This window comes from Pantoea sp. C1E2 (genome assembly GCF_056491465.1).
Genome location: NZ_JBSZHT010000002.1, coordinates 2,061,940 through 2,083,947, shown reverse-complemented (window position 1 = coordinate 2,083,947; position 22,008 = coordinate 2,061,940). Strand labels below are relative to the sequence as shown.

At 55.3% G+C, this 22,008-nt stretch carries 19 protein-coding genes; 1 reads left to right on the top strand and 18 read right to left on the bottom strand.

Translation table 11 applies throughout. The features are described from left to right. Window positions 1-7: 7 nt before the first annotated feature. From ACXI0A_RS10175 to ACXI0A_RS10145, 7 genes are all read right to left on the bottom strand, one after another. A complete protein-coding gene (locus ACXI0A_RS10175) occupies window positions 8-1,444 on the bottom strand; it encodes a YchO/YchP family invasin (RefSeq protein ID WP_476149064.1) in 1,437 nt (478 codons plus the stop codon). Window positions 1,445-1,655: 211 nt separating this feature from the next. Continuing rightward, complete coding sequence (locus ACXI0A_RS10170; protein ID WP_224928951.1) at window positions 1,656-2,453, bottom strand: glucose 1-dehydrogenase; 798 nt, start codon at window positions 2,451-2,453, stop codon at window positions 1,656-1,658. Between the two features lie 11 nt (window positions 2,454-2,464). After that, complete coding sequence (locus tag ACXI0A_RS10165) at window positions 2,465-3,532, bottom strand: ABC transporter permease subunit (RefSeq protein WP_476149066.1); 1,068 nt, start codon at window positions 3,530-3,532, stop codon at window positions 2,465-2,467. Between the two features lie 19 nt (window positions 3,533-3,551). Further along, on the bottom strand, window positions 3,552-5,072 hold the full coding sequence (locus tag ACXI0A_RS10160) for an ATP-binding cassette domain-containing protein (RefSeq protein ID WP_476149068.1): 1,521 nt from the start codon (window positions 5,070-5,072) through the stop codon (window positions 3,552-3,554). A 9-nt stretch (window positions 5,073-5,081) separates the two neighbouring features. Continuing rightward, window positions 5,082-5,693: a DUF2291 family protein gene (locus ACXI0A_RS10155; RefSeq protein WP_224928958.1), complete on the bottom strand. Its 612-nt coding sequence runs from the start codon at window positions 5,691-5,693 to the stop codon at window positions 5,082-5,084. Window positions 5,694-5,738: 45 nt separating this feature from the next. Further along, a complete protein-coding gene (locus tag ACXI0A_RS10150; protein WP_476149070.1) occupies window positions 5,739-6,674 on the bottom strand; it encodes a substrate-binding domain-containing protein in 936 nt (311 codons plus the stop codon). 65 nt (window positions 6,675-6,739) lie between these two features. Then, window positions 6,740-7,537: a GolD/DthD family dehydrogenase gene (locus ACXI0A_RS10145; protein WP_476149072.1), complete on the bottom strand. Its 798-nt coding sequence runs from the start codon at window positions 7,535-7,537 to the stop codon at window positions 6,740-6,742. Window positions 7,538-7,914: 377 nt separating this feature from the next. On the opposite strand from ACXI0A_RS10145, the gene ACXI0A_RS10140 reads away from it, so the two are divergent. Next, on the top strand, window positions 7,915-8,736 hold the full coding sequence (locus tag ACXI0A_RS10140; RefSeq protein WP_097119239.1) for a DeoR/GlpR family DNA-binding transcription regulator: 822 nt from the start codon (window positions 7,915-7,917) through the stop codon (window positions 8,734-8,736). A gap of 46 nt (window positions 8,737-8,782) precedes the next feature. Here ACXI0A_RS10140 and cheZ read toward each other — a convergent pair whose 3' ends face one another. The 11 genes from cheZ to motA all read right to left on the bottom strand — a co-directional run bounded on the left by cheZ (window position 8,783) and on the right by motA (window position 21,907). Then, entirely contained in the window at window positions 8,783-9,424 is a 642-nt protein-coding gene (gene cheZ / locus ACXI0A_RS10135) for a protein phosphatase CheZ (protein ID WP_224928969.1), read from the bottom strand. Window positions 9,425-9,433: 9 nt separating this feature from the next. Continuing rightward, window positions 9,434-9,823 carry a chemotaxis response regulator CheY gene (gene cheY / locus ACXI0A_RS10130; protein ID WP_224928972.1) on the bottom strand — a complete coding sequence of 130 codons (390 nt, stop codon included), beginning with the start codon at window positions 9,821-9,823 and terminating at the stop codon, window positions 9,434-9,436. A 39-nt stretch (window positions 9,824-9,862) separates the two neighbouring features. Continuing rightward, window positions 9,863-10,912 (bottom strand): protein-glutamate methylesterase/protein-glutamine glutaminase, encoded by a 1,050-nt coding sequence (locus ACXI0A_RS10125; protein ID WP_224928975.1) that lies wholly within the window; start codon window positions 10,910-10,912, stop codon window positions 9,863-9,865. Next, window positions 10,909-11,784 (bottom strand): protein-glutamate O-methyltransferase CheR, encoded by an 876-nt coding sequence (gene cheR / locus ACXI0A_RS10120; RefSeq protein ID WP_034821825.1) that lies wholly within the window; start codon window positions 11,782-11,784, stop codon window positions 10,909-10,911. Before cheR ends, ACXI0A_RS10125 begins: the two co-directional genes overlap by 4 nt. 90 nt (window positions 11,785-11,874) lie before the next feature. Continuing rightward, entirely contained in the window at window positions 11,875-13,554 is a 1,680-nt protein-coding gene (locus ACXI0A_RS10115) for a methyl-accepting chemotaxis protein (protein ID WP_224928978.1), read from the bottom strand. A 166-nt stretch (window positions 13,555-13,720) separates the two neighbouring features. Next, window positions 13,721-15,391 (bottom strand): methyl-accepting chemotaxis protein, encoded by a 1,671-nt coding sequence (locus ACXI0A_RS10110; RefSeq protein ID WP_476149076.1) that lies wholly within the window; start codon window positions 15,389-15,391, stop codon window positions 13,721-13,723. Window positions 15,392-15,633: 242 nt separating this feature from the next. After that, the gene (locus tag ACXI0A_RS10105; protein ID WP_476149078.1) at window positions 15,634-17,310 is read right to left on the bottom strand and encodes a methyl-accepting chemotaxis protein; all 1,677 of its coding nucleotides are present in this window, start codon (window positions 17,308-17,310) and stop codon (window positions 15,634-15,636) included. A gap of 168 nt (window positions 17,311-17,478) precedes the next feature. Continuing rightward, a complete protein-coding gene (cheW, locus tag ACXI0A_RS10100) occupies window positions 17,479-17,976 on the bottom strand; it encodes a chemotaxis protein CheW (protein ID WP_224928988.1) in 498 nt (165 codons plus the stop codon). A gap of 22 nt (window positions 17,977-17,998) precedes the next feature. Further along, a complete protein-coding gene (gene cheA, locus ACXI0A_RS10095; protein ID WP_476151086.1) occupies window positions 17,999-19,981 on the bottom strand; it encodes a chemotaxis protein CheA in 1,983 nt (660 codons plus the stop codon). 10 nt (window positions 19,982-19,991) lie between these two features. Continuing rightward, on the bottom strand, window positions 19,992-21,023 hold the full coding sequence (gene motB / locus ACXI0A_RS10090; protein ID WP_476149080.1) for a flagellar motor protein MotB: 1,032 nt from the start codon (window positions 21,021-21,023) through the stop codon (window positions 19,992-19,994). Continuing rightward, window positions 21,020-21,907, bottom strand: a complete 888-nt coding sequence (motA, locus tag ACXI0A_RS10085; RefSeq protein WP_100699837.1) for a flagellar motor stator protein MotA — start codon at window positions 21,905-21,907, stop codon at window positions 21,020-21,022. Before motA ends, motB begins: the two co-directional genes overlap by 4 nt. Window positions 21,908-22,008 lie beyond the last annotated feature (101 nt).

Genomic DNA, 22,008 nt, shown 5'->3' with positions numbered 1-22,008 from the left:
ACCGTTTTTAAGGCGCCAGCAAATCGAAGCGATTATCCTCACCGGAATTAATGCTAAACGGTTCCTGGATTTGCAGCGTAATCCAGTTGGAGGTCACCCGACCGCCCTTGCTGTCTTCCAGCGTAACCGCCAGACGATAGCTGTTAGTGGCGTCAGATGCGCTGTTCCACGCGGGCATAATAATGCTCCACCCTTGCGGATCGTTAGGATTCGCACCCGGCGTGAGGCTTAACGCCTGGGTATCGCCCTGCCACGTCACCTTGGATATCGGATTCGCATTGCGGATTTGCAATTTCAGCGGCAGGCTTTCGCCGCCGTTTAATTGCCATGGCGGTGTGGCGAGGAATACCGATAAGGTTTTGCGCTGACGATACTCCACTACCGGCGTATTGTTGCGCGTCACCATGTCGTAACGGCTGCCGCGCAGAGAACGCGCTTCAGCCACGTTGTCGGCACTCAACTGCTGGCTCAGCGGCACGCCGAAACGATAGTTAAGATGTAAACCCAGCTGATCCTGACTTTCACCTTCATTACTGGTTTTGTGGCTGGCAGAGAGTGTCACCAGCGGCACCGGCGTGTAGGAGACACCAAAGGTCAGCGCCGAAGGATTGTGATAAGTGTTGCCGCTGCTAAACAGATCGACATCATTGCCCAGATACTGTTCCCAACTTACCGACATGCCGAGTTGGCGATAAAAAGGCAGATAGCCCTGGGTGGTGAAATCGTAGCCACGCGCCATCCGCTGTTGCTGGAAAGGATCGCGGTTTTGCCAGCCCGACAGCGGCGTGTAGTAGTTAGCCGAGAAGCGCAGGTAATCGCCCCAGGCTTCCGTGCCCACCGAAGCGCGCTGCAATCCGCTGTTGAACATACGATCGACAAAACCGTTGTAACCGAGCAGCCATTTGCCCGCCGTCCAGCGTTGTCCCAAGCCGATATTGCCCACCAGCCCATCATCCGTTTGGTGGAAGCCCACCTCACTAAACGTCAGATATTGATAGCGATCGGCCCACGGCGTGAGCAGAGAAGCGCCACTGCCGGTGAAGTTACCGTCGATATCCACGTTGAAATCTATTTGTGCTTTACCATATGGCGACAGCAGGGATTGGCCCTCATTGGTTACGCGGTCGGCCACTTCATCACGAAAGTGGTTGAACGCCCATATCCCCGCCTGATGGCCAAAGGTGGTGTCACTGGTGCTGTCCTGACTGGCTTCACCAATGCTTTTAGCGATGGTCGCCAGATTTTTGCTGAAAGCCGCATTCTCATCTTCATAGCCAAGTGCGGGGAGATCGCTGGCCATCTTCTGGAAGCGTTCGGGATCGTTAAAGGGCGCATCAGCAACATGCGTGTCAGTGACCAGCGCCAGAGCAGGCGCGGTGAAAAGCAGCCCCGTTGCAGCGGGCAGCATGCGCAGTGATTTGAATGCAGAGAAAACAGATGTCATAGCAAAAACAGGCTTTTATCCAGTTTAGAATTTGAAGTGGCTCACAAAACTGTACTGGAATACCCTAACACATTCTGCCGATATTGCAGAAAAAGCCGGGCTGAATTAGGACATTGCCTGATTCGCAAAAGGCATCATCTTATCTTGATAGCGACATCGCTCCGCAGAGCGCCCTGCGTAAAGCCCCGCAAGACGCTCACGGCTGCTGCGATTAGGAGAAGATCAGCCCGCCATCCACATTGATGGTTTGACCGGTAATGTAGCGCGCATCATCCGAGGCGAGAAACGCCACCAACCCGGCGACATCCTGCGGTTGCCCGGCGCGTTTCAGCGGAATATTTTCCACCCATTCCGCCATCAACTCGCCTTTGCCATACTGCTTTTTATCGCTGCTAAGAATTTCTCCCCACACGCGATCGTTGTAATCCCACATCTCGCTTTCGATGATGCCCGGGCAGAAGGCATTCACGGTGATGTGCCACGGCGCCAGTTCCAGCGCCAGGCTCTGAGTAATACCGATGACGCCCATTTTACTGGCTGCATAGTGTGGCGTGTAAATAAAGCCCTGCCGCCCCTGCCCTGATGAGGTGTTGATCAGGCTGCCGCTGCCCTGCTTCACCATATATTTCGCCGCCTCGCGGCAGCACAGCCACACGGCCGTGGTATTGACCGCCAGAATTTTTTCAAAGTCGCTCTTTGGCATTGAATCAAAGCGATCAATCGTGATCACCCCGGCATTTTGGATCGACACATCAATGGTGCCGAAGCGCTCCGCCGCCTGCTGGTAAAGCTGCTGAACCGCCGTCTCATCGGTCACATCCACCTGCAGCGCCAGAATCTCGCTGCCGTACTGTTCTTCCAGCGCCTGCGCCGTGGTGAATACCCGATCCGAGTTGGACACCATCACCAACCGCGCACCATCGCGCGCAAATCGTGCGGCAATGCCCGCGCCAATCCCGCGGCATGCGCCGGTAATCACCACCGTTTTTCCACTAAAATCGCGTGTCATGTTGCCTCCTGTTATCCATGCGTTGCTTCAGGCAGGGCGGCCGATTGCTGCTTTTTTTCATGTCTGCGCAGCAGCACCACCTTACTTTGTAATTTTTGCTGGAACTGGTCGATCACCACGGCGGTAACAATCACCAGCCCTTTAATCACCATTTGCCAGAAATCGCTGACGCCCATCATCACCATGCCATCGGCGAGGAACACGATGACAAAGGCACCAATAATCGAACCCGATACGCGCCCGCGCCCTCCTGCCAGCGCGGTTCCGCCCAAAACGGTTGCGCCGATGGCGTCCATCTCGAACATGTTGCCGGTCATCGGATGTGCCGTTTGCAACTGGGATGCGACGATCAATCCCACCAGCGCAGCGCACAAACCCGAGAAGGCATAAACGAACACTTTGACTTTGATGATCGGCACACCCGCCAGACGAGCCGCGGATTCATTGCCGCCGGTGGCATAGATGTATCGGCCCAGCGGGGTTTTGCGCGTCAGATAGAGGCCGAGCAGCAGGAAGCCAATCATCAACCAGATAGGAATATAAACGCCAAGCACGCTGCCGGATCCCAGCATGGCGAAACCGGTGTTGCCGAGCGCCGGAACACCCACCAGATTGGCGTAAGTGCTGCCATCGTTGAACAGTAACGCGGCCCCGCGTGCCACATACATCATGCCGAGGGTGCAGATAAAGGGCGCGACGCCCAGACGTGTGACGACGGTGCCATTGATCAGCCCCAGCCCGATGCCGAACAGCGCCACCACCAGGATCACTTCCGGCACGTTAAAGAACAGCGTATTGCCGCCCCACAGCGGCACGCCATTGGTCAGCAGCGCCCCTGCCACCATGCCGCAGATGCCCGCCACCGCACCAACAGACAGATCGATGCCACCCGTCAGGATAACCAGCGTCATGCCAATCGCCAGCAGCCCGGTAATGGCAACGTGCTGCGTCATGATCAGCAGGTTTGAGGTGGTCAGGAAGTTGGGCACCATAAAGCTGAAAAAGCCCACCACGATCAGTAACGCGATAAAGGTTCGCGCTTTCAGCAAGTACATATAAAGCAGGTATTTCTGGTTCATTTATTACTCTCCTGCGGGCTCAATCATGCGGTGTTGAGGCGCTAATCAGCGCTTCTCGCGTTGCCGCGCTGCGCGGTAAATCGGCGGTAATACGGCCATCGGCCATCACCAAAATGCGATCGGCCAGTGCCATCACCTCGTCCAGTTCAGAAGAGGAGAACATCACCGCCAGACCTTGCTGTGCGAGATTGCCAATCAGGTGATACACGTCCGTTTTTGCCCCCACATCGATTCCACGCGTAGGCTCATCCAGCAGCACCACCTGTGGGCCGGTCATCAGCGCTTTTCCCAGCACCACTTTCTGCTGGTTGCCACCGCTAAGTGAGGTGATCGGTAGATCCGGGTCGCTGACTTTAATGGCAAGATGGCCAATCATGTCATCGACGCGGCTTTGCTCTTTACGGGGATTGAGTAAGCGCAGCGCACGGCGAAAACCACGCAGGCTGAGATCGCTGAGCGTCATGTTGGCGGTGATCGACATCAACTGCACCACGCCTTCGGTTTGTCGGTCTTCCGGCACCAGCGCAATGCCTTTCTTTAAGCGCTGCTGGAAGTTGCGTTTATCCAGCACTTCGCCATTCAGACTGACGCTGCCGGACTGGCAGTGCATCATGCCAATCAGCCCTTTAAACAGCTCGGTGCGCCCCGCGCCCAGCAAGCCATAGATGCCGATCACTTCGCCCTTGCGCAGTGAAAACGACACATCATTGAGCTTATAGCCGCCATTCTGATGCAGTGCCGTCAGGCCGTTGACGTGCAAAATCGTTTCGCCCTGAGTGGCGGGCTGATAGTCGAAGTGTTTTTTCTTGTCGCCGACCATCTGTTCGATGATCCAGGGAACCGAAGCGTCACGCACTTCTCGCTCACTGATAAAGCGGCCGTCACGAAAAATGGTGATGTGATCGCCAATCTCCATCAGCTCTTCCAGTCGATGCGAGATATAGATGATGGTGACGCCACGCCGTTTCAGCTGGTCAATCACGTTGAACAGCACCTTCACTTCAGACTGGCTGAGCGCACTGGTGGGTTCATCCATGATCAGCACGCGCGTATCTTTCGACAGCGCCCGGGCAATCTCGACCAGCTGTTGATGGCCAATCCCCAATTCGCCCAGCGCCGCATAAGGGTCAACATCCAGCTCAAGCCGCTCAAGCAACGATTTCGCCAACGCATATTGATACTTTTCGTTGATCACACCGCGCTGGAAAAATTCATTGGCGATAAAGATGTTGTCCATCACGTTCATGTTGGGGAACAGATTAAGTTCCTGAAAGATGATGCTGATACCGTGCTTTTCCGCCTGATGAGTGGAGTTGAGCGACACCACTTCGCCATCCAGCAGAATTTCACCGGACGAAGGGGTTTCCACGCCCGCCAGCATCTTCATCATGGTGGATTTACCGGCACCGTTTTCACCAATCAGCACGTTCACTTTGTTGCGATAGACGCGATAGTTCACCTGATCGAGCGCGGTGACGCCGGGATAAATACGCGAAACATTGCGGGTTTCGATAATCACGTCACTTTGAGGATTTTGCATGCCCGCTCCTTACTGCCGCACGATGGCAGCAGGTGTGACATTCGGCACCTGCTCAGGGGTATCGAAGCTGCTGAACACGCCAGAAAGCTGCACTTTATCGCCCACTTTGGGCTTAAAGGCGCTCATCATATTGGCGGCCTGCTGATTAATGGCGCGGCTGTAGTCACCAAACAACACCTGATCGTTGAAGTCCTGATAGCTGGCCCCTTTATAGGCATCACGCAGCACCGTGCCGGGGAAAATCGGACCGACCTGCACCGTCACGTTATCGCCGGAAACGTCTTTCACCGTCATGCGCCCATTGCGTGACGTGGTGTTCACCGCCGTCACCTCACCGCTAACCTTGACGCTGAACACACAAGGATTCTCCTCTTGTGACCGGTAGCCGTAGGTTTGACAGGCGCTGTCAAAATCTTTAGCGGATTTCAGCGCGTTGAGCAGTTCGGCGACTGGTTTTGCATCATGCTGAATCTGCGGCACCAGTTTCTGCTGCCAGGTCTGAGCGATATTGGCCATTTTCGGATTCGGGGGATTTTTCAGGTCGGCCAGCTCCTGCTGCGACACAATGCGGCAACCGCTAAGGATCACGATAGGCAGCAGTAACCAGAGTCGTTTGTGCATCACATTCTCCTGGGGCGCCTGCATAACAGGCGCACCGATTATTGATTACGACTTGTAGTTAAAGTCCTGCACGCCTTTGGCATTGTCCGGGGTGATCAGAATGCCGCGGAACATCACGCGCTGCTTCTCTGGCTTAACCCCTTTCTGAATGAAATTGTCGAGATCGGTCACGCCCTGCGCGGCGATAGCCTGCGCCTGCAACATCACCGTGGCTTTCAGATCGCCTTTTTCCACCGCATCACGTTCGTCGTTGCTGCCATCGATGCCCACCACGGTGACATCATTGCGTCCTGCGGCTTTGAGTGCCGCTATCGCGCCCAGCGCCACCGGCCCGTTGCCGCAGATCACGCCTTTCACATCGGGATGGGCCTGCAAAATGCTGTCCATGATGCGTTTGCCATCAATCAGGGTGCCTTTAGCATCCTGACGCGCCACAGATTTCATATCCGGATACTGATCCAGCACCTGGTGGAAGGATTTCGAACGGGTGACACAGTTGTTGTCCGCGAGGTTACAGGTCAACTCGGCATAACTGCCCTTTTCACCCATCTTCTCGACAAACACGTTAGCCACATCCGAACCGGCCTGGAAGTTGTTGTGGGTGATTTGCGCCAGCGCCACATCGTCTACCGGAATCTCACGGTTGATCAGCACTACGGGGATCCCCGCATCTTTGGCTTTTTTGATCGCCGCGACGCTGGCGGTGGAGTCGGCGTTATCCAGCACAATGCCCTGCACTTTTTTACCGATGGCCGCATCGATCAGCTCGCTCTGTTTCTTAACGTCTTCACCGTGCGACAGCACGCTGGTTTTGTAGCCCAGCTGTTGCGCTTTGAGGTTGGCGCCTTTGGCTTCGGAAGCGTAATAAGGGTTATCCAGCGAGTTCACCAGAATCATGATGGTGCCTTTGTCGGCAGCGAAATTGGATTGGGCGATCAGGCAACTGGCAATGGCGGTGAACAACAGGGTACGTTTTTTCATGTTCGTGCTCTCTCATTGTTTTGTAGTTATTGCAGGGTTGAGGCCTTACTGGTGCTGGCGCGGCATTACCAGATGGTGAAGCCGCCATCGATCATTAAATCTGCGCCGGTGATCATGTCGCTGCCGTTGCTGGCGAAGAACAGCACGGCGGCGGCAATTTCATCGGTGTAAGCAAAACGTCCTAACGGAATCAGTTTCTTCATCTGTTCGCCCTTCTCACCGCGCCAGGCTTTTTCGCCCATCGGCGTCAGCACCACGGTGGGTGACAAGGTATTGACGTTGATGCGGTGTGGCGCGAACTCTTTGGCCATCACTTTGGTCATGCCGAGCAGGCCAGCTTTGGCAGAGGTATAGGCCACATGGTTATCAATGGCGATGGAAGCGGCTTGCGAGGCGATATTGATGATCTTGCCGCCGTTACTGGCGCGCACCATGCGTTTGCCCGCCGCTTGCGAGCAGAGGAAAGGGCCGGTGAGATTGACGGCGATCTGCTTCTGCCACTCGGCAAAGTCGGTTTCCAGTACCGGCTGTAACATCACATAACCTGCACAGTTCACCAGGATATCGATGTGGCCGTAGTGCTGTTCAACCTGGTCGAATGCCGTCTCTACTGAGTCAGCATCGGTCACGTCACAGCACACCAGCAGTACGCGTTCGGCAGAAAATTGTTCCTGCACGGCCGCCACGCGATCGCTTTCGAATGGAGGGTAAAGCAGGGCCAGCCGTGCACCTTTTTCTAACAGCATGGTGTTACTGGCCATGGCAATCCCACCCAGGCCACCGGTCACCACCGCGACTTTGCCGGTGAGATCCAGATCGGTATTCACGCCGTAGCGCAGGTTGACATCGTATTCCCCACTCATCCTTTCTCTCCTGTGTGCATGTTCAGCGGCTCTGGTTATCTCTGGCCGGATAGGTTTGCAGTAATATTGATTTTCGAACAAAAATATAAGCTATCGTTTCGCAATGGTTTGTGGGTGAGATCAAATTTCATACAAATGATGAAAACTATTTTTATCCATATGTTTTTAAAGCAAATAACAAAACACCCTGTTTTTTCGATATAGAAATAACAGCTGGCGGGTGTATGTGAAATCAATTGCATGGCTTTATCTTATTTTCATTCGAAAATGCATCTTTGTGCGAACCGCCTCGCAAATCCCCAACACGCAGAGTAAAATCATCACGGGTTTTCTTATGGTTAAAACCAGACCGTGATTGGAAAGAGGGAGCATTTCGATTGAAAAGCAAAACTGAGCAGCTGGCTGATATGCAGCAGCGTCGTGAGAAGATCCTGGAGATGATCCGCGAAGACGGCACAGTCACGGTTAAAGCGCTTACCGATACCTTTGGCCTGACCGAAGCGACCATCCGCACCGATTTGCGTATGCTACAAAAAGCCGGACATGTGCAGCGCTATCACGGTGGCGCCACGCTGATGACCGGGAAGCAGAATACCGGCGCGCTATTGCTTGAGCGTCAAACCCACCTTGATGAAAAAGAAGCGATTGGCCGTCTGGCCGCACAGTATGTCGAAAACGGCGATACGGTGATTTTCGATTCCGGCACCACCACCACGGCGATTGCCGAGGCGATTGGTCACATCCGCCGTTTATCGGTGATCACCACGGCGGTGAATATTGCGCTGAAGCTGGGGGGTGAACCGGGGATCAATATCCTGCTGACGGGCGGCACCTTTAAGTTTCCGACGCTCTCGACGTCCGGGGAGAAGGCGGCTTCTTTCTTTGAAAACGTGCTGGCCGAAAAGCTGTTCCTCGCCACCGCCTGTATTTCACCGCGCCTCGGGTTAAGCTTCCCCAGCGAGACCGACATCAAAGTGAAGATGGCGATGATCAACTCCGCCAGTACAGTGTTTGTGGTGGCAGACTCCAGCAAAATCGATAAGGTGTCGATGTTTGCCCTGCCCTGTGACTGGAGCAAAATCCATTATTTGATCACCGATCGCGGGATCACTCCGGCGCAGATTGCGGCGTTTGAAGCGTTGGGGGTGCAGGTGTTAGTGGCAGGCATTGAAGAGGCAAAAAAACGCGCGGTGTTTTGAACATTAATTCAGGGGCGGCCAACTCGGCGCCGCCCCTAAGTGCTGATTAGAAACCTAAGCTATCCAGCAAGTCATCCACCTGATCCTGGTTCGCCACCACGCCGGGTGCATTGGCATGAATCTGCGGGCCATTCAACAGGCTGCTGGCGTCTTTACGCGCGGCAGCGTTGGCTTCTGGCATATTCTCCAGCAGCACCATCAGCAACTGACGCTCGATCTCCTGGATCACATCCATCATGCGCTTGATCACCTGACCGGTAAGGTCCTGGAAATCCTGCGCCATCATGATCTCGAGCAGCTGCTTGTTGGTGTAAGAGGTATGCGCCGGCACATCACTGAGAAATTCGCGCGTATCCGAAACCAACTCGCGTGCATCCGCCAGCTCAATCGGGTTTTCAAACCACTCATCCCAACGGCCTTTCAGCTGGTTGGCGTTGGCTTCCATTTGGTCCTGGTGTGGCTGCGCGGCTTCAACGCAGTTCAGTGCGCGTTCTGCCGCTTGCGCCGTCATCTGCACCACGTAATCCAGACGGTCACGGGCGTCCGGAATCGCTTCCGCCGCTTCGGCAATCGCCTGGTCTAACCCCAATTCGCGCAGGCTGTCACGCAACATGCGCGTCAGCGAGCCGATACGGGTAATAATGTCGTGTGCCGAGGCTTCTTCGGTTGGTTTCGGAAGGTCGCTCATCACATCTCCTTACATACCCAGTTTTTCGAAAATTTTACCCAGCTTTTCTTCCAGCGTGGCTGCGGTGAACGGCTTCACTACGTAACCGCTGGCACCGGCCTGGGCAGCTGCAATGATGTTCTCTTTTTTCGCTTCGGCGGTAACCATTAGCACCGGCAGTTTGCTCAACGCCGCATCAGCACGAATGGTTTTCAGCAGTTCCAGACCGTCCATGTTGGGCATGTTCCAGTCGGATACCACGAAATCAAAACCACCCGCACGCAGTTTGGTCAGTGCATCAACACCGTCCTCTGCTTCTTCAACGTTGTTGAATCCCAGCTCTTTCAGCAGGTTGCGGACGATACGACGCATCGTATTGAAGTCATCCACCACCAAAAAGCGCATGTTTTTATCAGCCATATCTACTCCTGTGTTGTCTCGTCCGGCAGGACGGGCTCGTTAAATTCGCAATGCCTGTCCGGCGCTAATTTTTGCCAGCATGTGCTGACTGATGTGTCCTAAATCGACTACTTCACTGGTGCCGCCCATCGCAATCGCTTCGCGCGGCATACCAAAGACGACGCAACTTGCTTCATCCTGCGCGATGGTCCAGGCACCGGCGCGATGCATTTCCAGCATCCCGGCGGCACCGTCGTTACCCATCCCGGTGAGGATGACACCCACGGCATTTCGTCCTGCGTGTACCGCCACGGACCGGAACAGCACGTCAACAGACGGCTTATGACGGTTCACCGGTGGGCCATCATTCAGTTTCACCACGTAGTTGGCGCCGCTGCGGCCCAACTCCATGTGCATGGCACCCGGTGCGATATAGGCATGACCGGGCAAAATACGTTCGCCATCTTCCGCTTCTTTCACGGTGATCTGGCACAGCTTGTTCAGGCGCTCGGCAAACGAGCGGGTAAAGCCTGGTGGCATATGTTGCGTGATCAACAGCGCCGGGCTGGTTGCGGGCAGCGGCTGTAGCACATGGCGAATCGCCTCGGTGCCGCCGGTGGAAGAGCCAATCGCGATCAGCTTCTCACTACTCAGCAGCGGGCCAGCTTTCAGCATCACCGGGGCGGGTGTGGCCGGGCGCGCATGCAATTTCGCGCGTGCCGCTGCGCGAATTTTGTCGGCGATCATCTGGCTATAAGCCAGCATGCCTTCACGAATACCCAACTGCGGCTTAGTGACAAAATCAACAGCGCCCAACTCCAGCGCGCGTAACGTCACTTCCGATCCTTTACCGGTCAGTGATGACACCATCACCACTGGCATCGGACGCAGGCGCATTAACTTCTCCAGGAAGTCGAGGCCATCCATACGCGGCATTTCAACATCCAGCGTCAGCACCTGTGGGTTGTATTGCTTGATTAAATCCCGCGCCACCAACGGATCCGGTGCAGTAGCGACCATCTCCATATCGGCGTGGCTGTTGATGATCTCCGTCATCAACTGTCGCATTAGCGCGGAGTCATCCACGCACATCACGGTGATTTTGCTCATCGTCTTTCCTTGGTCAATCCATAGACTGTCTGTCCACGCAGCCAGAACTCTTTACTGATCTGGCTGAAGTTCTCTGAGTGTCCAGCGAACAGCACACCGCCGGGCTTCAGCAGGGGAACGAAACGGCGCAGGATTTTTTCCTGCGTCTCTTTATCGAAATAGATCATCACGTTACGACAGAAAATCGCGTCGAACGGACCCGGCAACGCCCAGTCGTTGGCCAGTAAATTCAGCTGCGAATAGTTCACCATGCTGGCGAGATCGGAGCGGACGCGCACCATGCCTTCATGCGGCCCGGTGCCACGCAGGAAAAAGCGTTGCAGCTGCGATTGCGATAAGGTGCGCAGCTCTTCCTGGCGGTACACGCCCGCCACGGCTTTTTCCAGTACCTGTGTATCAATGTCGCTGGCGTGCACCTGGAACTTACCCGGTCCGGTACCCAGCGTTTCCGCCAGCGTCATGGCGATGGAGTACGGCTCTTCGCCGGTTGAGGCGGCGGTACTCCACACGCTATAACTGCCACTGCGCTTACGCGCATGATCCGCGAGGATCGGGAAGTGATGCGCCTCGCGGAAGAATGAGGTCAGATTAGTGGTCAGCGCGTTAATAAACGCCTGCCACTCTGCACTGTTCTGGTCTTGCTCCAGCAACGCCAGATAACGACCAAAATCATCAATATTCAGCGTGCGTAAACGGCGCACTAAGCGGTTGTAAACCATCTCCCGCTTGTGATCGGCCAGCACGATGCCCGCGCGTTGATAGATTAGCTGGCTGATACGACGAAAATGCGTATCTGAGAGCGGCAGGCGCTGCACCATTTGCGAGAGCAGCGTGGTCGCTTCACTTTGATCCAATAACGTCGATTTCTTCATGTCAGGTCACCCGGCAACAAACTGATTAAATTGTGATACTGCGATTACTGCTGTGCTGCCAGTTGGGCCGCCTTGCGGCGGCCACACGGATTAAAAGGTTTCCCAGTTATCGTCCGCGCTACGTGCACCTGCGGGTTGTGCCAGCGATTTTGCTGCGGCTGGACGCAAAGTTTTTGGCGCTGTAGATACGTTAACGGCCTGAGCGACAAATTCTTTACCAATATTGAACACCGCAACCGACTGTTTCAGTCGACTGGCCTGATCTTCCAGTGCCGCAGCCGCCGTGGCTGACTCTTCCACCAGCGCGGCGTTCTGCTGTGTCACCTGATCCATCTCGTTCACCGCCAGGCCAACCTGGTCGATTCCGCGACTCTGTTCATCCGACGCCGAGGCAATTTCGCCCATGATGTCGGTGACGCGAGTGACGGCGTTGACGATGTTGGTCATGGTTTCACCAGCACTTTCCACCAGTACCGAACCGGTGTTGACGCGGCTTACGGAGTCTTCAATCAGACCTTTGATCTCTTTCGCTGCCTGGGCGCTGCGCTGTGCCAGACTGCGCACCTCACCTGCCACTACCGCAAAGCCTCGACCCTGTTCGCCCGCACGTGCCGCTTCAACCGCCGCGTTCAGCGCCAGAATGTTGGTCTGGAAGGCGATGCCATCGATCACACTGATGATGTCAGCGATTTTCTTCGAGCTGCCGGTGATCTCTTTCATGGTGGTGACCACGCCATCCACCACTTTGCCGCCGTGCTGCGCGGTTTCTGAGGCGGTGAGCGCCAGCTGAGAAGCCTGACGGGCATTCTCGGCGTTCTGCTTCACGGTCGCAGTCAGCTGCTCCATGCTGGCAGCGGTCTCTTCCAGGGAAGCGGCCTGCTGTTCAGTACGTGAAGAGAGATCGTTGTTACCCATGGCGATTTCGCTGGCACCGGTGTAGATAGCGTCTGAGCCATCACGCACGGTACGCACGGTGTTCGCCAGTTCCTGCTGCATGTGCTGCAGTGAACTGAGCAATTCGCCCATTTCGTTGCGCATGCTGACATCGATCTGCTGTGTCAGGTCGCCGCGGGCGATATGACGAATATGTTCGATACTCTGCTTCAGAGGACGAATCAGCACGTTACGCATGCCGCTCCACACCAGTGCAATCACCAGCAGAGTCACCAGTAAGGTGCCGACCACCAGCATAATGGAGTGCTGATAGGCGCTTTCGTTGGCGTCAATGCCCTGCTTCGCCAGCACGATGTTGTAGCCCAGCCAGGCGGTGTAATCCTTTTCAAATTTATCCTGCATGCCTTGAGTAGGCTGATCGACAAAACCTTTGAAGTTCCCGTTACCCAGGAAATCAATCAGCTCTGCCAGTCCACCACGGAAGGCGTTGTAGTTGGCCTGCAGGACCTTGACGTTCTCTGCACTTTTGCCTTTCTCAGACAAATTGGCGTTGAACTCGGCAAAAGCCTGGTCAGCGTTTTTCAACTCCTCACTTGCCAGCGCCACCAGATCTTTCACGGTTGCGCCTGAGCCAGCCTGTTGGCTGTCCAGCAAATAGCGGATCCCTGCACGGTTCAGCGTGTTACGCGCCTGAACCAGCGATACCCAAGAGGTGCCCATCGCCCGTTGCAGCGTGCTGAGACGCTGGTTGTAGGCAAAATTCTCTTTATCGGCTTTCACCGTGTTAAAAAACATCCCTCCGGAAAACAGCTGCAGCAAGGCAAACAGCGCCAGCACACACAACAGCCCGGAAACGACTCGAATACGACTAAACATAAACACCTCATTGGTTGGCGGATCGCTCCTGTTATCGGCGATTGCGGGGGGATCTTTATGTTGTCTGTGACGGGTTGGACCAGCGGGAATTAAGGAGGATCAGGGATAAATTAAAGTGTGCCGACAGGTGTTCGGGCGCACCTGCGTGCGCCCGAACGAAAGACGCTTAAAACGTCTCCCAGTTGCTGTCACTGACGGGCGCAGTCACGGCTTTGCGTGGTGCACTCAGCACCGGCTGCGCGCTCTGTGGCTGACGCACTGCAGCAGTGGCCTGTGAAGCTCGCGGCACGCGGAATACCGCCACTGACTGGCTCAAACGGCTGGCCTGCTCTTCCAGCGACGCCGCTGCGGCTGCCGATTCTTCCACCAGCGAGGCATTCTGCTGGGTCACGCGATCCATCTCGGTGACCGCCTGGCCGACCTGATCGATACCGCGACTCTGCTCATCTGACGCAGAAGCAATTTCCCCCATGATATCGGTCACGCGCGTCACAGCACCGACGATATCATTCATGGTTTCACCGGCGGTACCCACCAGCTGTGAACCGCTGTTTACACGATTCACCGAGTCTTCAATCAGACCCTTAATCTCTTTGGCTGCCTGCGCACTGCGCTGTGCCAGATTACGCACTTCCCCAGCGACGACCGCAAAGCCACGGCCCTGCTCACCGGCACGCGCGGCTTCCACCGCGGCGTTCAGTGCCAGAATGTTGGTCTGGAAGGCAATACCATCGATCACGCTGATGATATCGGCGATTTTCTTCGAACTGCCGGCGATATCACTCATGGTGCGCACCACACCATCCACTACTTCACCGCCTTTGCGTGCGGTATCAGAAGCGCTGAGCGCCAGCTGAGAAGCCTGACGGGCATTCTCGGCATTCTGCTTCACGGTTGCTGTCAGCTGCTCCATGCTGGCCGCCGTCTGTTCCAGCGAAGCCGCCTGCTCTTCAGTACGGGCGGAGAGATCGTTGTTGCCCGCCGAGATTTCGCTCGCGCCGGTAAAGATGGCATCAGAACCGTCACGCACGTTGCTGACGGTACGCACCAGCGACTGCTGCATCTCATGCAGGCTGGCCGCCAGTTGGCTCATCTCGTTACGTCCTTCCACGGCAATATGCTGCGTCAGATCGCCAGAAGCGATATGGCGGATGTGGCCCAGTAGCTGATGCAGTGGCTGGATCAGCACGGTACGCAGACCAAACCAGCAGCCGATAATCACGAATACCACCACCAGCGCCACCACCACCAGCAGCCACATCATCATATGGAACGCTTGCTGGTTTTGCGCCACGCCTTTCTCCGCCAGCGCACTCTGCGCCGTGCGCCATTCCGCATAGGTGGCTTTCATCTTCACCTGTTTGGCTTCGATGTTCTGCGCAAACATGCCCTGCAGATCGTTGGCTTTTAAACGTTCCAGCATCGCTTTCAGGCCATCATTGAAGGCGGCGTAGTCCGCTTCCAGTCGATCGCGCAACACCTCCGGTAAGCCTGGCGTGCCCGGCAGATCGTAATAACGCTGATAATGACCCGCCGCAACATCCAACTGTTTTTCAGTCTGAGCAATCAACGCCTGCAGCTGGCCGCCATTCGCTTGTGCGGCTGCAGTTCCCTGCATGCGCAGCATCGCGCGGTTCAATACGGTACGGGTCTGGTTGAGTTCAATCCAGGCATCGGACATCGCGCCGACGTTGTTGGTAGAGGTTTGCGCCACCGCAAAAGCTTCTTTGTCTTTTTGTAAGGCAGACCAGAACAATCCGCCGGAAATTAACTGCAAAGCACCAAAGACCAGCAAGACTGCGATCAGGCTGGTGACAACATTGATTCGTTTTAACATGGGTTCTCCAAAGAATAAGGCGTTTCGGCTCCCGCTGTTATCGACCGCTGTTGTTAAATTTTGAGGGGCTTTAACGGATTTTACGAAATATAATTCTGCCAATAACTTTCTTTACAGTGTTTTATAACTAAAGAAATTGTCATTAAAAAAAATGCGCCTTTATCGGTTGAGCGATAAAAGCGCATTGATGTTACTGGAATAAAAGATATTACGGTCGCGCTAGCGCACGACCCTACAGAGGATTAAAACGTTTCCCAGTTGCTGTCGCTGACCGGCGCCGTGACGGCTTTACGTGGTGCACTCAGCACCGGCGGCGCAATTTGTGGATGACGCACGCCCGCACTGGCCACTGTGGACTGTGCGCCACGTGGCACACGGAACACCGCCACCGACTGGCTCAGGCGGCTGGCCTGCTCTTCAAGCGAAGCCGCTGCCGCAGCAGACTCTTCCACCAGCGAGGCGTTTTGCTGGGTGACGCGATCCATTTCGGTCACTGCCTGTCCGACCTGATCGATCCCGCGACTCTGCTCATCAGATGCTGAGGCAATTTCGCCCATGATATCGGTGACGCGGGTGACCGCACTGACGATCTCACTCATGGTTTCACCGGCGGTGCCCACCAGCTGTGAACCGCTGTTAACGCGATTGACGGAGTCTTCAATCAGACCTTTAATCTCTTTCGCCGCCTGCGCACTGCGCTGCGCCAGACTGCGCACTTCACCGGCCACCACGGCAAAACCACGGCCCTGCTCACCGGCGCGCGCCGCTTCAACCGCCGCGTTCAACGCCAGAATGTTGGTCTGGAAAGCAATACCATCAATCACGCTGATGATGTCGGCAATCTTCTTCGAGCTTCCGGAAATGTCGCTCATGGTACGCACTACGCCTTCCACCACGTTGCCGCCCTTCTGTGCGGTTTCAGAGGCACTCAGTGCCAGCTGTGACGCCTGACGCGCATTTTCTGCGTTCTGTTTCACCGTGGCGGTGAGCTGTTCCATGCTGGCTGCCGTCTGTTCCAGCGAGGCGGCCTGCTCTTCCGTACGGGCGGAGAGATCGTTGTTACCCGCCGAGATTTCACTGGCGCCGGTGAAGATGGCATCGGAACCGTCGCGTACATTACTGACGGTGCGCACCAGAGACTGCTGCATCTCATGCAAACTGCTCGCCAGTTGGCTCATCTCATTGCGGCCTTCAATGGCAATGGTCTGCGTCAGGTCGCCCTGCGCGATATGCTGAATATGCTGAATGTTGTCGTTGAGCGGTTTAATTAAGATCTTACGCAGGCCAAACCAGCACAGCGCAATGACAGCAATCACCACCACCATCACCACGCCCAGCAGCCACATCATGCGTTGATAGGCCGCCAGGTTTTCTGCCACACCCTGCGCCGTTAAGCGATCCTGATCGGTTCGCCATTGGCTGTAATCTTTCAGGAAAGCACTCTGGCTCGGCGCCACGGGTACTTTGCCGGCCTGAACTAAATCGTTTGCCAGCAGTGCGTCCTGCATCTGACTCAACGCGTTAGCATAGGCAGTGTAAGTTCCATCAAGATGCTGATTGAGTTCGACATCCTGTCCCGGTGTATCAGGGGTCGTTTTGAACAGTTGATAGTTATCCGCTGCCGTTTTCTGAAACGCCTTGCTGTCGTTGTAAAGCCCGGCGATGTCCGGCTCTGAGCCATTCAGTTTGCTGGTGGCCATACGCAGCTGAATACGCGTCAACACCACACGGCTTTGGTTGAGGCTCATATAGGCATCATTAATAGCGGCGGTATTTTTACTGGCCAGTTGTGAAATATTAAAACTGTTTTTGTCATCACTCAGTGCTCTGAAGAACAGTGATCCGGATGCCAGTTGCAGAAAGCCAAAGATGAAAAGCACCAGCAACAGGCTGGTTACAACGCGGATTCTCGTAAACATAGTTTGCCCTGGAAAAAGAAGAAAATAATGCAGAGCAGTTATCGACCAATGACCGGAATTATTGAGGGGGAAATGCGAAGAATAGTGGGAAATTAGTGTTTAATTACAATGAATTAATTTACACAAGTGATGATAACGGGCCGCCATGCAGCGGCCCGTTTTATGCGCTTACGCGCTGCGCAGCGTATCCACCAGCGCCATCTCTTCGCTGCTCAGCAGCTTCTCGATGTCGACCAGAATCAGCATACGATCGCCCAGCGCGCCGAGGCCGGTCAGGTACTCGGTGGACATGGTGACCGCGAACTCTGGTGCCGGACGAATCTGTTCCTGCATCAGGGACAACACGTCAGACACGCCATCCACCACGATACCCACTACGCGGTGCTCAAGATTCAGCACGATCACCACGGTGTTTTCGTTGTATTCCACATCCAGCTGCGCGAACTTCACGCGCAGATCGATGATCGGCACGATCACGCCGCGCAGGTTAGTCACACCCTTGATGAACTCTGGGGTGTTAGCGATACGCGTTACCTGATCGTAACCACGAATCTCCTGCACTTTCAGAATGTCGATGCCGTACTCTTCGTCACCCAGGGTGAATACTAAGAATTCCTGGCCCACGGTTTCGCCAGCGATTTTGGTCACGGTTGCCATGTCAGTCATTTTTTTGCCCTTTATTTATCTATTACGCTGCGGCACCGGCCACACGCTTTTCACGGTTCAACGATTGCAGTGCAGAAACATCCACAATCAGCGCCACGCTACCATCGCCGAGGATGGTGGCGGCAGAAATGCCCGGCACTTTGCGGTAGTTGCTTTCCAGATTCTTCACGACCACCTGATGCTGGCCAATCAACTGATCCACCAACAGTGCATAACGACGGCCTGCGCTCTGCAGAATCACCACAATGCCCTGTGTGGCATCGGTTTTCGCATTCTGCACATCAAACACATTCCACAGCTCAACCAGCGGCAGATACTCGCCACGCACTTCCAGTACGCGCTCGCCACCCGCCAGCGGTTTCAGCTCTTCAGCGGTCGGCTGCAGGGATTCCATCACCGCATTCAGCGGCAGAATGAACACCTCATCCGCCACGCGTACTGACATGCCATCAAGGATCGCCAGCGTCAGTGGCAGCAGGATGCGAATGGTGGTGCCTTTACCCTGCTTCGAGGAGATTTCGACGTGACCGCCCATCTCCTGAATGTTACGTTTCACCACGTCCATGCCCACGCCACGGCCGGACACGTCAGTGACCTGTTCCGCCGTTGAGAAGCCCGGTGCGAAGATCAGCATGCCGACTTCTTCATCGCTCATGCTTTCGCTGACCGGCAGGCCAGAGGACAGGGCTTTCGCCAGAATACGTTCACGGTTCAGACCGGCACCGTCATCGATCACTTCGATGCAGATGTTGCCGCCCTGATGTTCCGCTGACAGCGTCAGGTTGCCCACCGCGGTTTTGCTCGAAGCCAGACGCTTCTCTGGCGTTTCGATACCGTGGTCAAGGCTGTTACGCACCAGGTGCGTTAACGGATCGATAATGCGCTCGATCAGGCTCTTATCCAGTTCGGTTGAGCTACCCAGCAGCGTCAGCTCCACTTCTTTGCCCAGCTTGCTGGCCAGATCGCGGACCAGACGCGGGAAGCGGCTAAACACATACTCCATCGGCATCATACGAATCGACATCACCGACTCTTGCAGGTCACGCGCGTTACGCTCCAGCTGGCCCATGCTGTTCAGCAGGTCGCCGTGCGCCACGGGATCCAATTCGCCAGAACGCTGTGCCAGCATCGATTGGGTGATCACTAACTCACCCACCAGGTTGATCAGCTGATCGACCTTCTCAACCGCCACGCGAATACTGCTGGATTCGCTGACTTTGGCCGGCGCTGCCGCACGTTTCGCTTCGCGTTTGGCTGGCGGAGTTATATCGGTCACGGTGGCCGTTTGCACCGGCGCTGCGGCTTCAACAGCTGCTGGCTCGGCAGGTGCTGCTGCTGGAGCAGCCGCGCCTTCCGGGAACTGAATCTGTGATTCATCAAGTACAAAACAGAGCACCGCAACGATGTCGTCTTTGCCGACGCCATCAATGGTCACTTCTAACGAGTTAGTACCTTTCACCACGTTGGAAACGGTGCCGAGATTGCCCAGCTCCTCCAGCATCAGTTCCGGCTCTTTCTCTTTCAAATCGACCAGTTGCAGGCGTAAACCCGCTGCCGCTGCCGGGGCCGCTGCGATATCGACCACATCGGCCACTTTCGCCGGTTCTGGCGCAATTCCTTTGGCTTCCAGCGCCAGCTGACGCAGTGCTTCGCAGATATATTTAAAGTTTTCTGCGTTGGGTTCCTGCGCCGTTTTATAGGCATCGAGCTGTTCTTGCATAATATCTTTGGTTTCCAAAAACAGGTTGATGATGTCGGTGCTGAGCTGCATTTCGCCGCGGCGCGCACCATCCAGAATGTTTTCCAGGATGTGGGTGGTTTCCTGTAAAACCGTAAAGCCAAACGTACCGGCTCCGCCCTTAATGGAGTGGGCGGCGCGGAAGATGGCATTCAACTGCTCGGAATCGGGCTCCTGGGGATCCAATCCCAACAGGTGTTGCTCCATATCCGCTAACAGCTCATCGGCTTCATCGAAAAACGTCTGGTAAAAATCGCTGATGTCCATGCTCACGGGATCACCTCGGCTGTGAGGGTTGGTCTGGTGTCACCGCGCCTGCCGCTGGCTGCGCTGCTGGTGCAGGGACGACCGCACTGGCCGGCGAAGCCGGAGTCGCGGTAGAACTTGCGGGTGCAGCAGATGCAGCGGGACCGGTCGGTGCGGTAATGTCGGGAATAATTTGTGCCGGGTCAGTTATCTGCGCGGCATCGCTCTCAGAGTTCTCTTTCTCAATCGCAGCCTGGGTGTCATGGTTCAACACCAGCAGACTGATACGACGGTTTACAGCATCGTTCGAACCACGATTCTTTAACTTCATGGTGTCAGCCATGCCCACCACACGCAGCATTTTCCCTGCGTCCAGGCCGCCGATCACCAGTTCGCGACGTGAAGCATTGGCGCGATCTGCTGATAACTCCCAGTTGCTGTAGCCACGATCGCCAGACGCATACTGGAAATCATCGGTATGCCCAGCGAGACTGATTTTGTTCGGGATATCGTTCAGCACCGGCGCAATGGCGCGCAGGATGTCACGCATGTACGGCTCCACTTCTGCGCTACCGGTTTTGAACATCGGGCGGTTCTGGCTATCAATAATCTGAATGCGCAGCCCCTCTTCCACCATGTTGATGATCAGATGCGGACGCAGTGCTCTCAGACGTGGATCGGCTTCAATCAGCTGATCCAACTTCTCGCGCAGGCGATTCAGGCGAATCTCCTCCAGCTTTTTCTTTTGCGCATCCATATCGACCACTTTCTTCACTTCACCGTCTTTACGCGTCGGGTCATCGCCGCCGCCAGGGATCGGGCTTTCGCTGTCGCTGCTGCGCTGGCCGCCGGTCAGGGCGACCTTCAGCGGCGTACGGAAGTATTCTGCAATCTGAATCAACTCTTTCGGGCTGGAAATCGAGAGCAGCCACATCACCATAAAGAACGCCATCATCGCCGTCATAAAGTCGGCATAGGCAATCTTCCACGAACCGTGGCTGCCATGATGACCTTTATGTTTGCGCTTTTTAACCAGCACAATGGGGCGATTGCCTGCCTTCATGAGTTCTGATCCGAGGTTTGTTTCGCAGGGTTTTTCGCGTTACGCACGTGCTCTTCCAGCTCGGAGAACGACGGACGCTCAGCGGAATACAGGGTCTTACGGCCAAACTCCACGGCGATTTGCGGCGCGTAACCATTCAGGCTGGAGAGCAAGGTCACCTTGACGCACTGCATCATTTTGGTGGTTTCAGCACACTTCTGACGCAGCACCGATGCCAGTGGCGAGATAAAGCCATAAGCCAGCAAGATACCGAGGAAGGTTCCCACCATGGCGTGTGCCACCAGGGCGCCTAACTCTGCTGCCGGGCGATCGGCCGATGCCAGTGCATGCACGACGCCCATTACCGCGGCGACGATACCGAAGGCGGGTAAGCCGTCACCCACTGCCGATATGCTTTGTGCTGGTACTTCGCATTCGTGCTCGTAGGTTTCAATCTCTTCATCCATCAGGGCTTCGATTTCGAATGCGTTCATATTTCCGCTGACCATTAGACGTAAATAATCGGTAATAAAATCCACCAACTGTTTATCGGCCAAAATACGCGGATAGTTAGCAAAAATTTCACTCTGGCTGGGGTCTTCAATGTCGCGTTCTAAAGAGAGCATGCCCTGCTGACGTGATTTCGCCATCAGGCGATACAGCAGCGCCATTAAATCCATGTATACAGCTTTGTTATATTTCGAGCCGCGCATTAACATTGGCAAGGCTTTTAATGTTTTCTTGATCGACTTGCCATTGTTGCCCACTAAAAAAGCACCAATACCCGCACCGCCGATAATAATCAGCTCTGCAGGTTGATAAAGCGCCCCCAGATGGCCACCGACCATCATATAGCCGCCCAACACGGAGCCGACGACCACGATATAACCCAGAATAATCAGCACAAAAAATCCTTACGTCCGTAACGTGTTGGTAGAAGTTAAGCCAGAGAGCCGCAGGTGTTATTCGTAAATCGTGGGCAAAAAAAAAGCAGCGGGCTAAGCCG

Excerpts from the sequence above, each read along its gene's own strand:
- ACXI0A_RS10175 (WP_476149064.1), bottom strand. The coding sequence starts at position 1,444 with ATGACATCTGTTTTCTCTGCATTCAAATCACTGCGCATGCTGCCCGCT.
- cheW (WP_224928988.1), bottom strand. The coding sequence starts at position 17,976 with ATGACTGACATGGCAACCGTGACCAAAATCGCTGGCGAAACCGTGGGC.
- motB (WP_476149080.1), bottom strand. The coding sequence starts at position 21,023 with ATGAAGGCAGGCAATCGCCCCATTGTGCTGGTTAAAAAGCGCAAACAT.
- ACXI0A_RS10160 (WP_476149068.1), bottom strand. The coding sequence starts at position 5,072 with ATGCAAAATCCTCAAAGTGACGTGATTATCGAAACCCGCAATGTTTCG.
- cheR (WP_034821825.1), bottom strand. The coding sequence starts at position 11,784 with ATGAAGAAATCGACGTTATTGGATCAAAGTGAAGCGACCACGCTGCTC.
- cheY (WP_224928972.1), bottom strand. The coding sequence starts at position 9,823 with ATGGCTGATAAAAACATGCGCTTTTTGGTGGTGGATGACTTCAATACG.
- ACXI0A_RS10155 (WP_224928958.1), bottom strand. The coding sequence starts at position 5,693 with ATGCACAAACGACTCTGGTTACTGCTGCCTATCGTGATCCTTAGCGGT.
- ACXI0A_RS10115 (WP_224928978.1), bottom strand. The coding sequence starts at position 13,554 with ATGTTTAGTCGTATTCGAGTCGTTTCCGGGCTGTTGTGTGTGCTGGCG.
- ACXI0A_RS10145 (WP_476149072.1), bottom strand. The coding sequence starts at position 7,537 with ATGAGTGGGGAATACGATGTCAACCTGCGCTACGGCGTGAATACCGAT.
- ACXI0A_RS10105 (WP_476149078.1), bottom strand. The coding sequence starts at position 17,310 with ATGTTTACGAGAATCCGCGTTGTAACCAGCCTGTTGCTGGTGCTTTTC.
- ACXI0A_RS10170 (WP_224928951.1), bottom strand. The coding sequence starts at position 2,453 with ATGACACGCGATTTTAGTGGAAAAACGGTGGTGATTACCGGCGCATGC.
- ACXI0A_RS10110 (WP_476149076.1), bottom strand. The coding sequence starts at position 15,391 with ATGTTAAAACGAATCAATGTTGTCACCAGCCTGATCGCAGTCTTGCTG.
- cheZ (WP_224928969.1), bottom strand. The coding sequence starts at position 9,424 with ATGAGCGACCTTCCGAAACCAACCGAAGAAGCCTCGGCACACGACATT.
- ACXI0A_RS10165 (WP_476149066.1), bottom strand. The coding sequence starts at position 3,532 with ATGAACCAGAAATACCTGCTTTATATGTACTTGCTGAAAGCGCGAACC.
- ACXI0A_RS10150 (WP_476149070.1), bottom strand. The coding sequence starts at position 6,674 with ATGAAAAAACGTACCCTGTTGTTCACCGCCATTGCCAGTTGCCTGATC.
- cheA (WP_476151086.1), bottom strand. The coding sequence starts at position 19,981 with ATGGACATCAGCGATTTTTACCAGACGTTTTTCGATGAAGCCGATGAG.
- ACXI0A_RS10125 (WP_224928975.1), bottom strand. The coding sequence starts at position 10,912 with ATGAGCAAAATCACCGTGATGTGCGTGGATGACTCCGCGCTAATGCGA.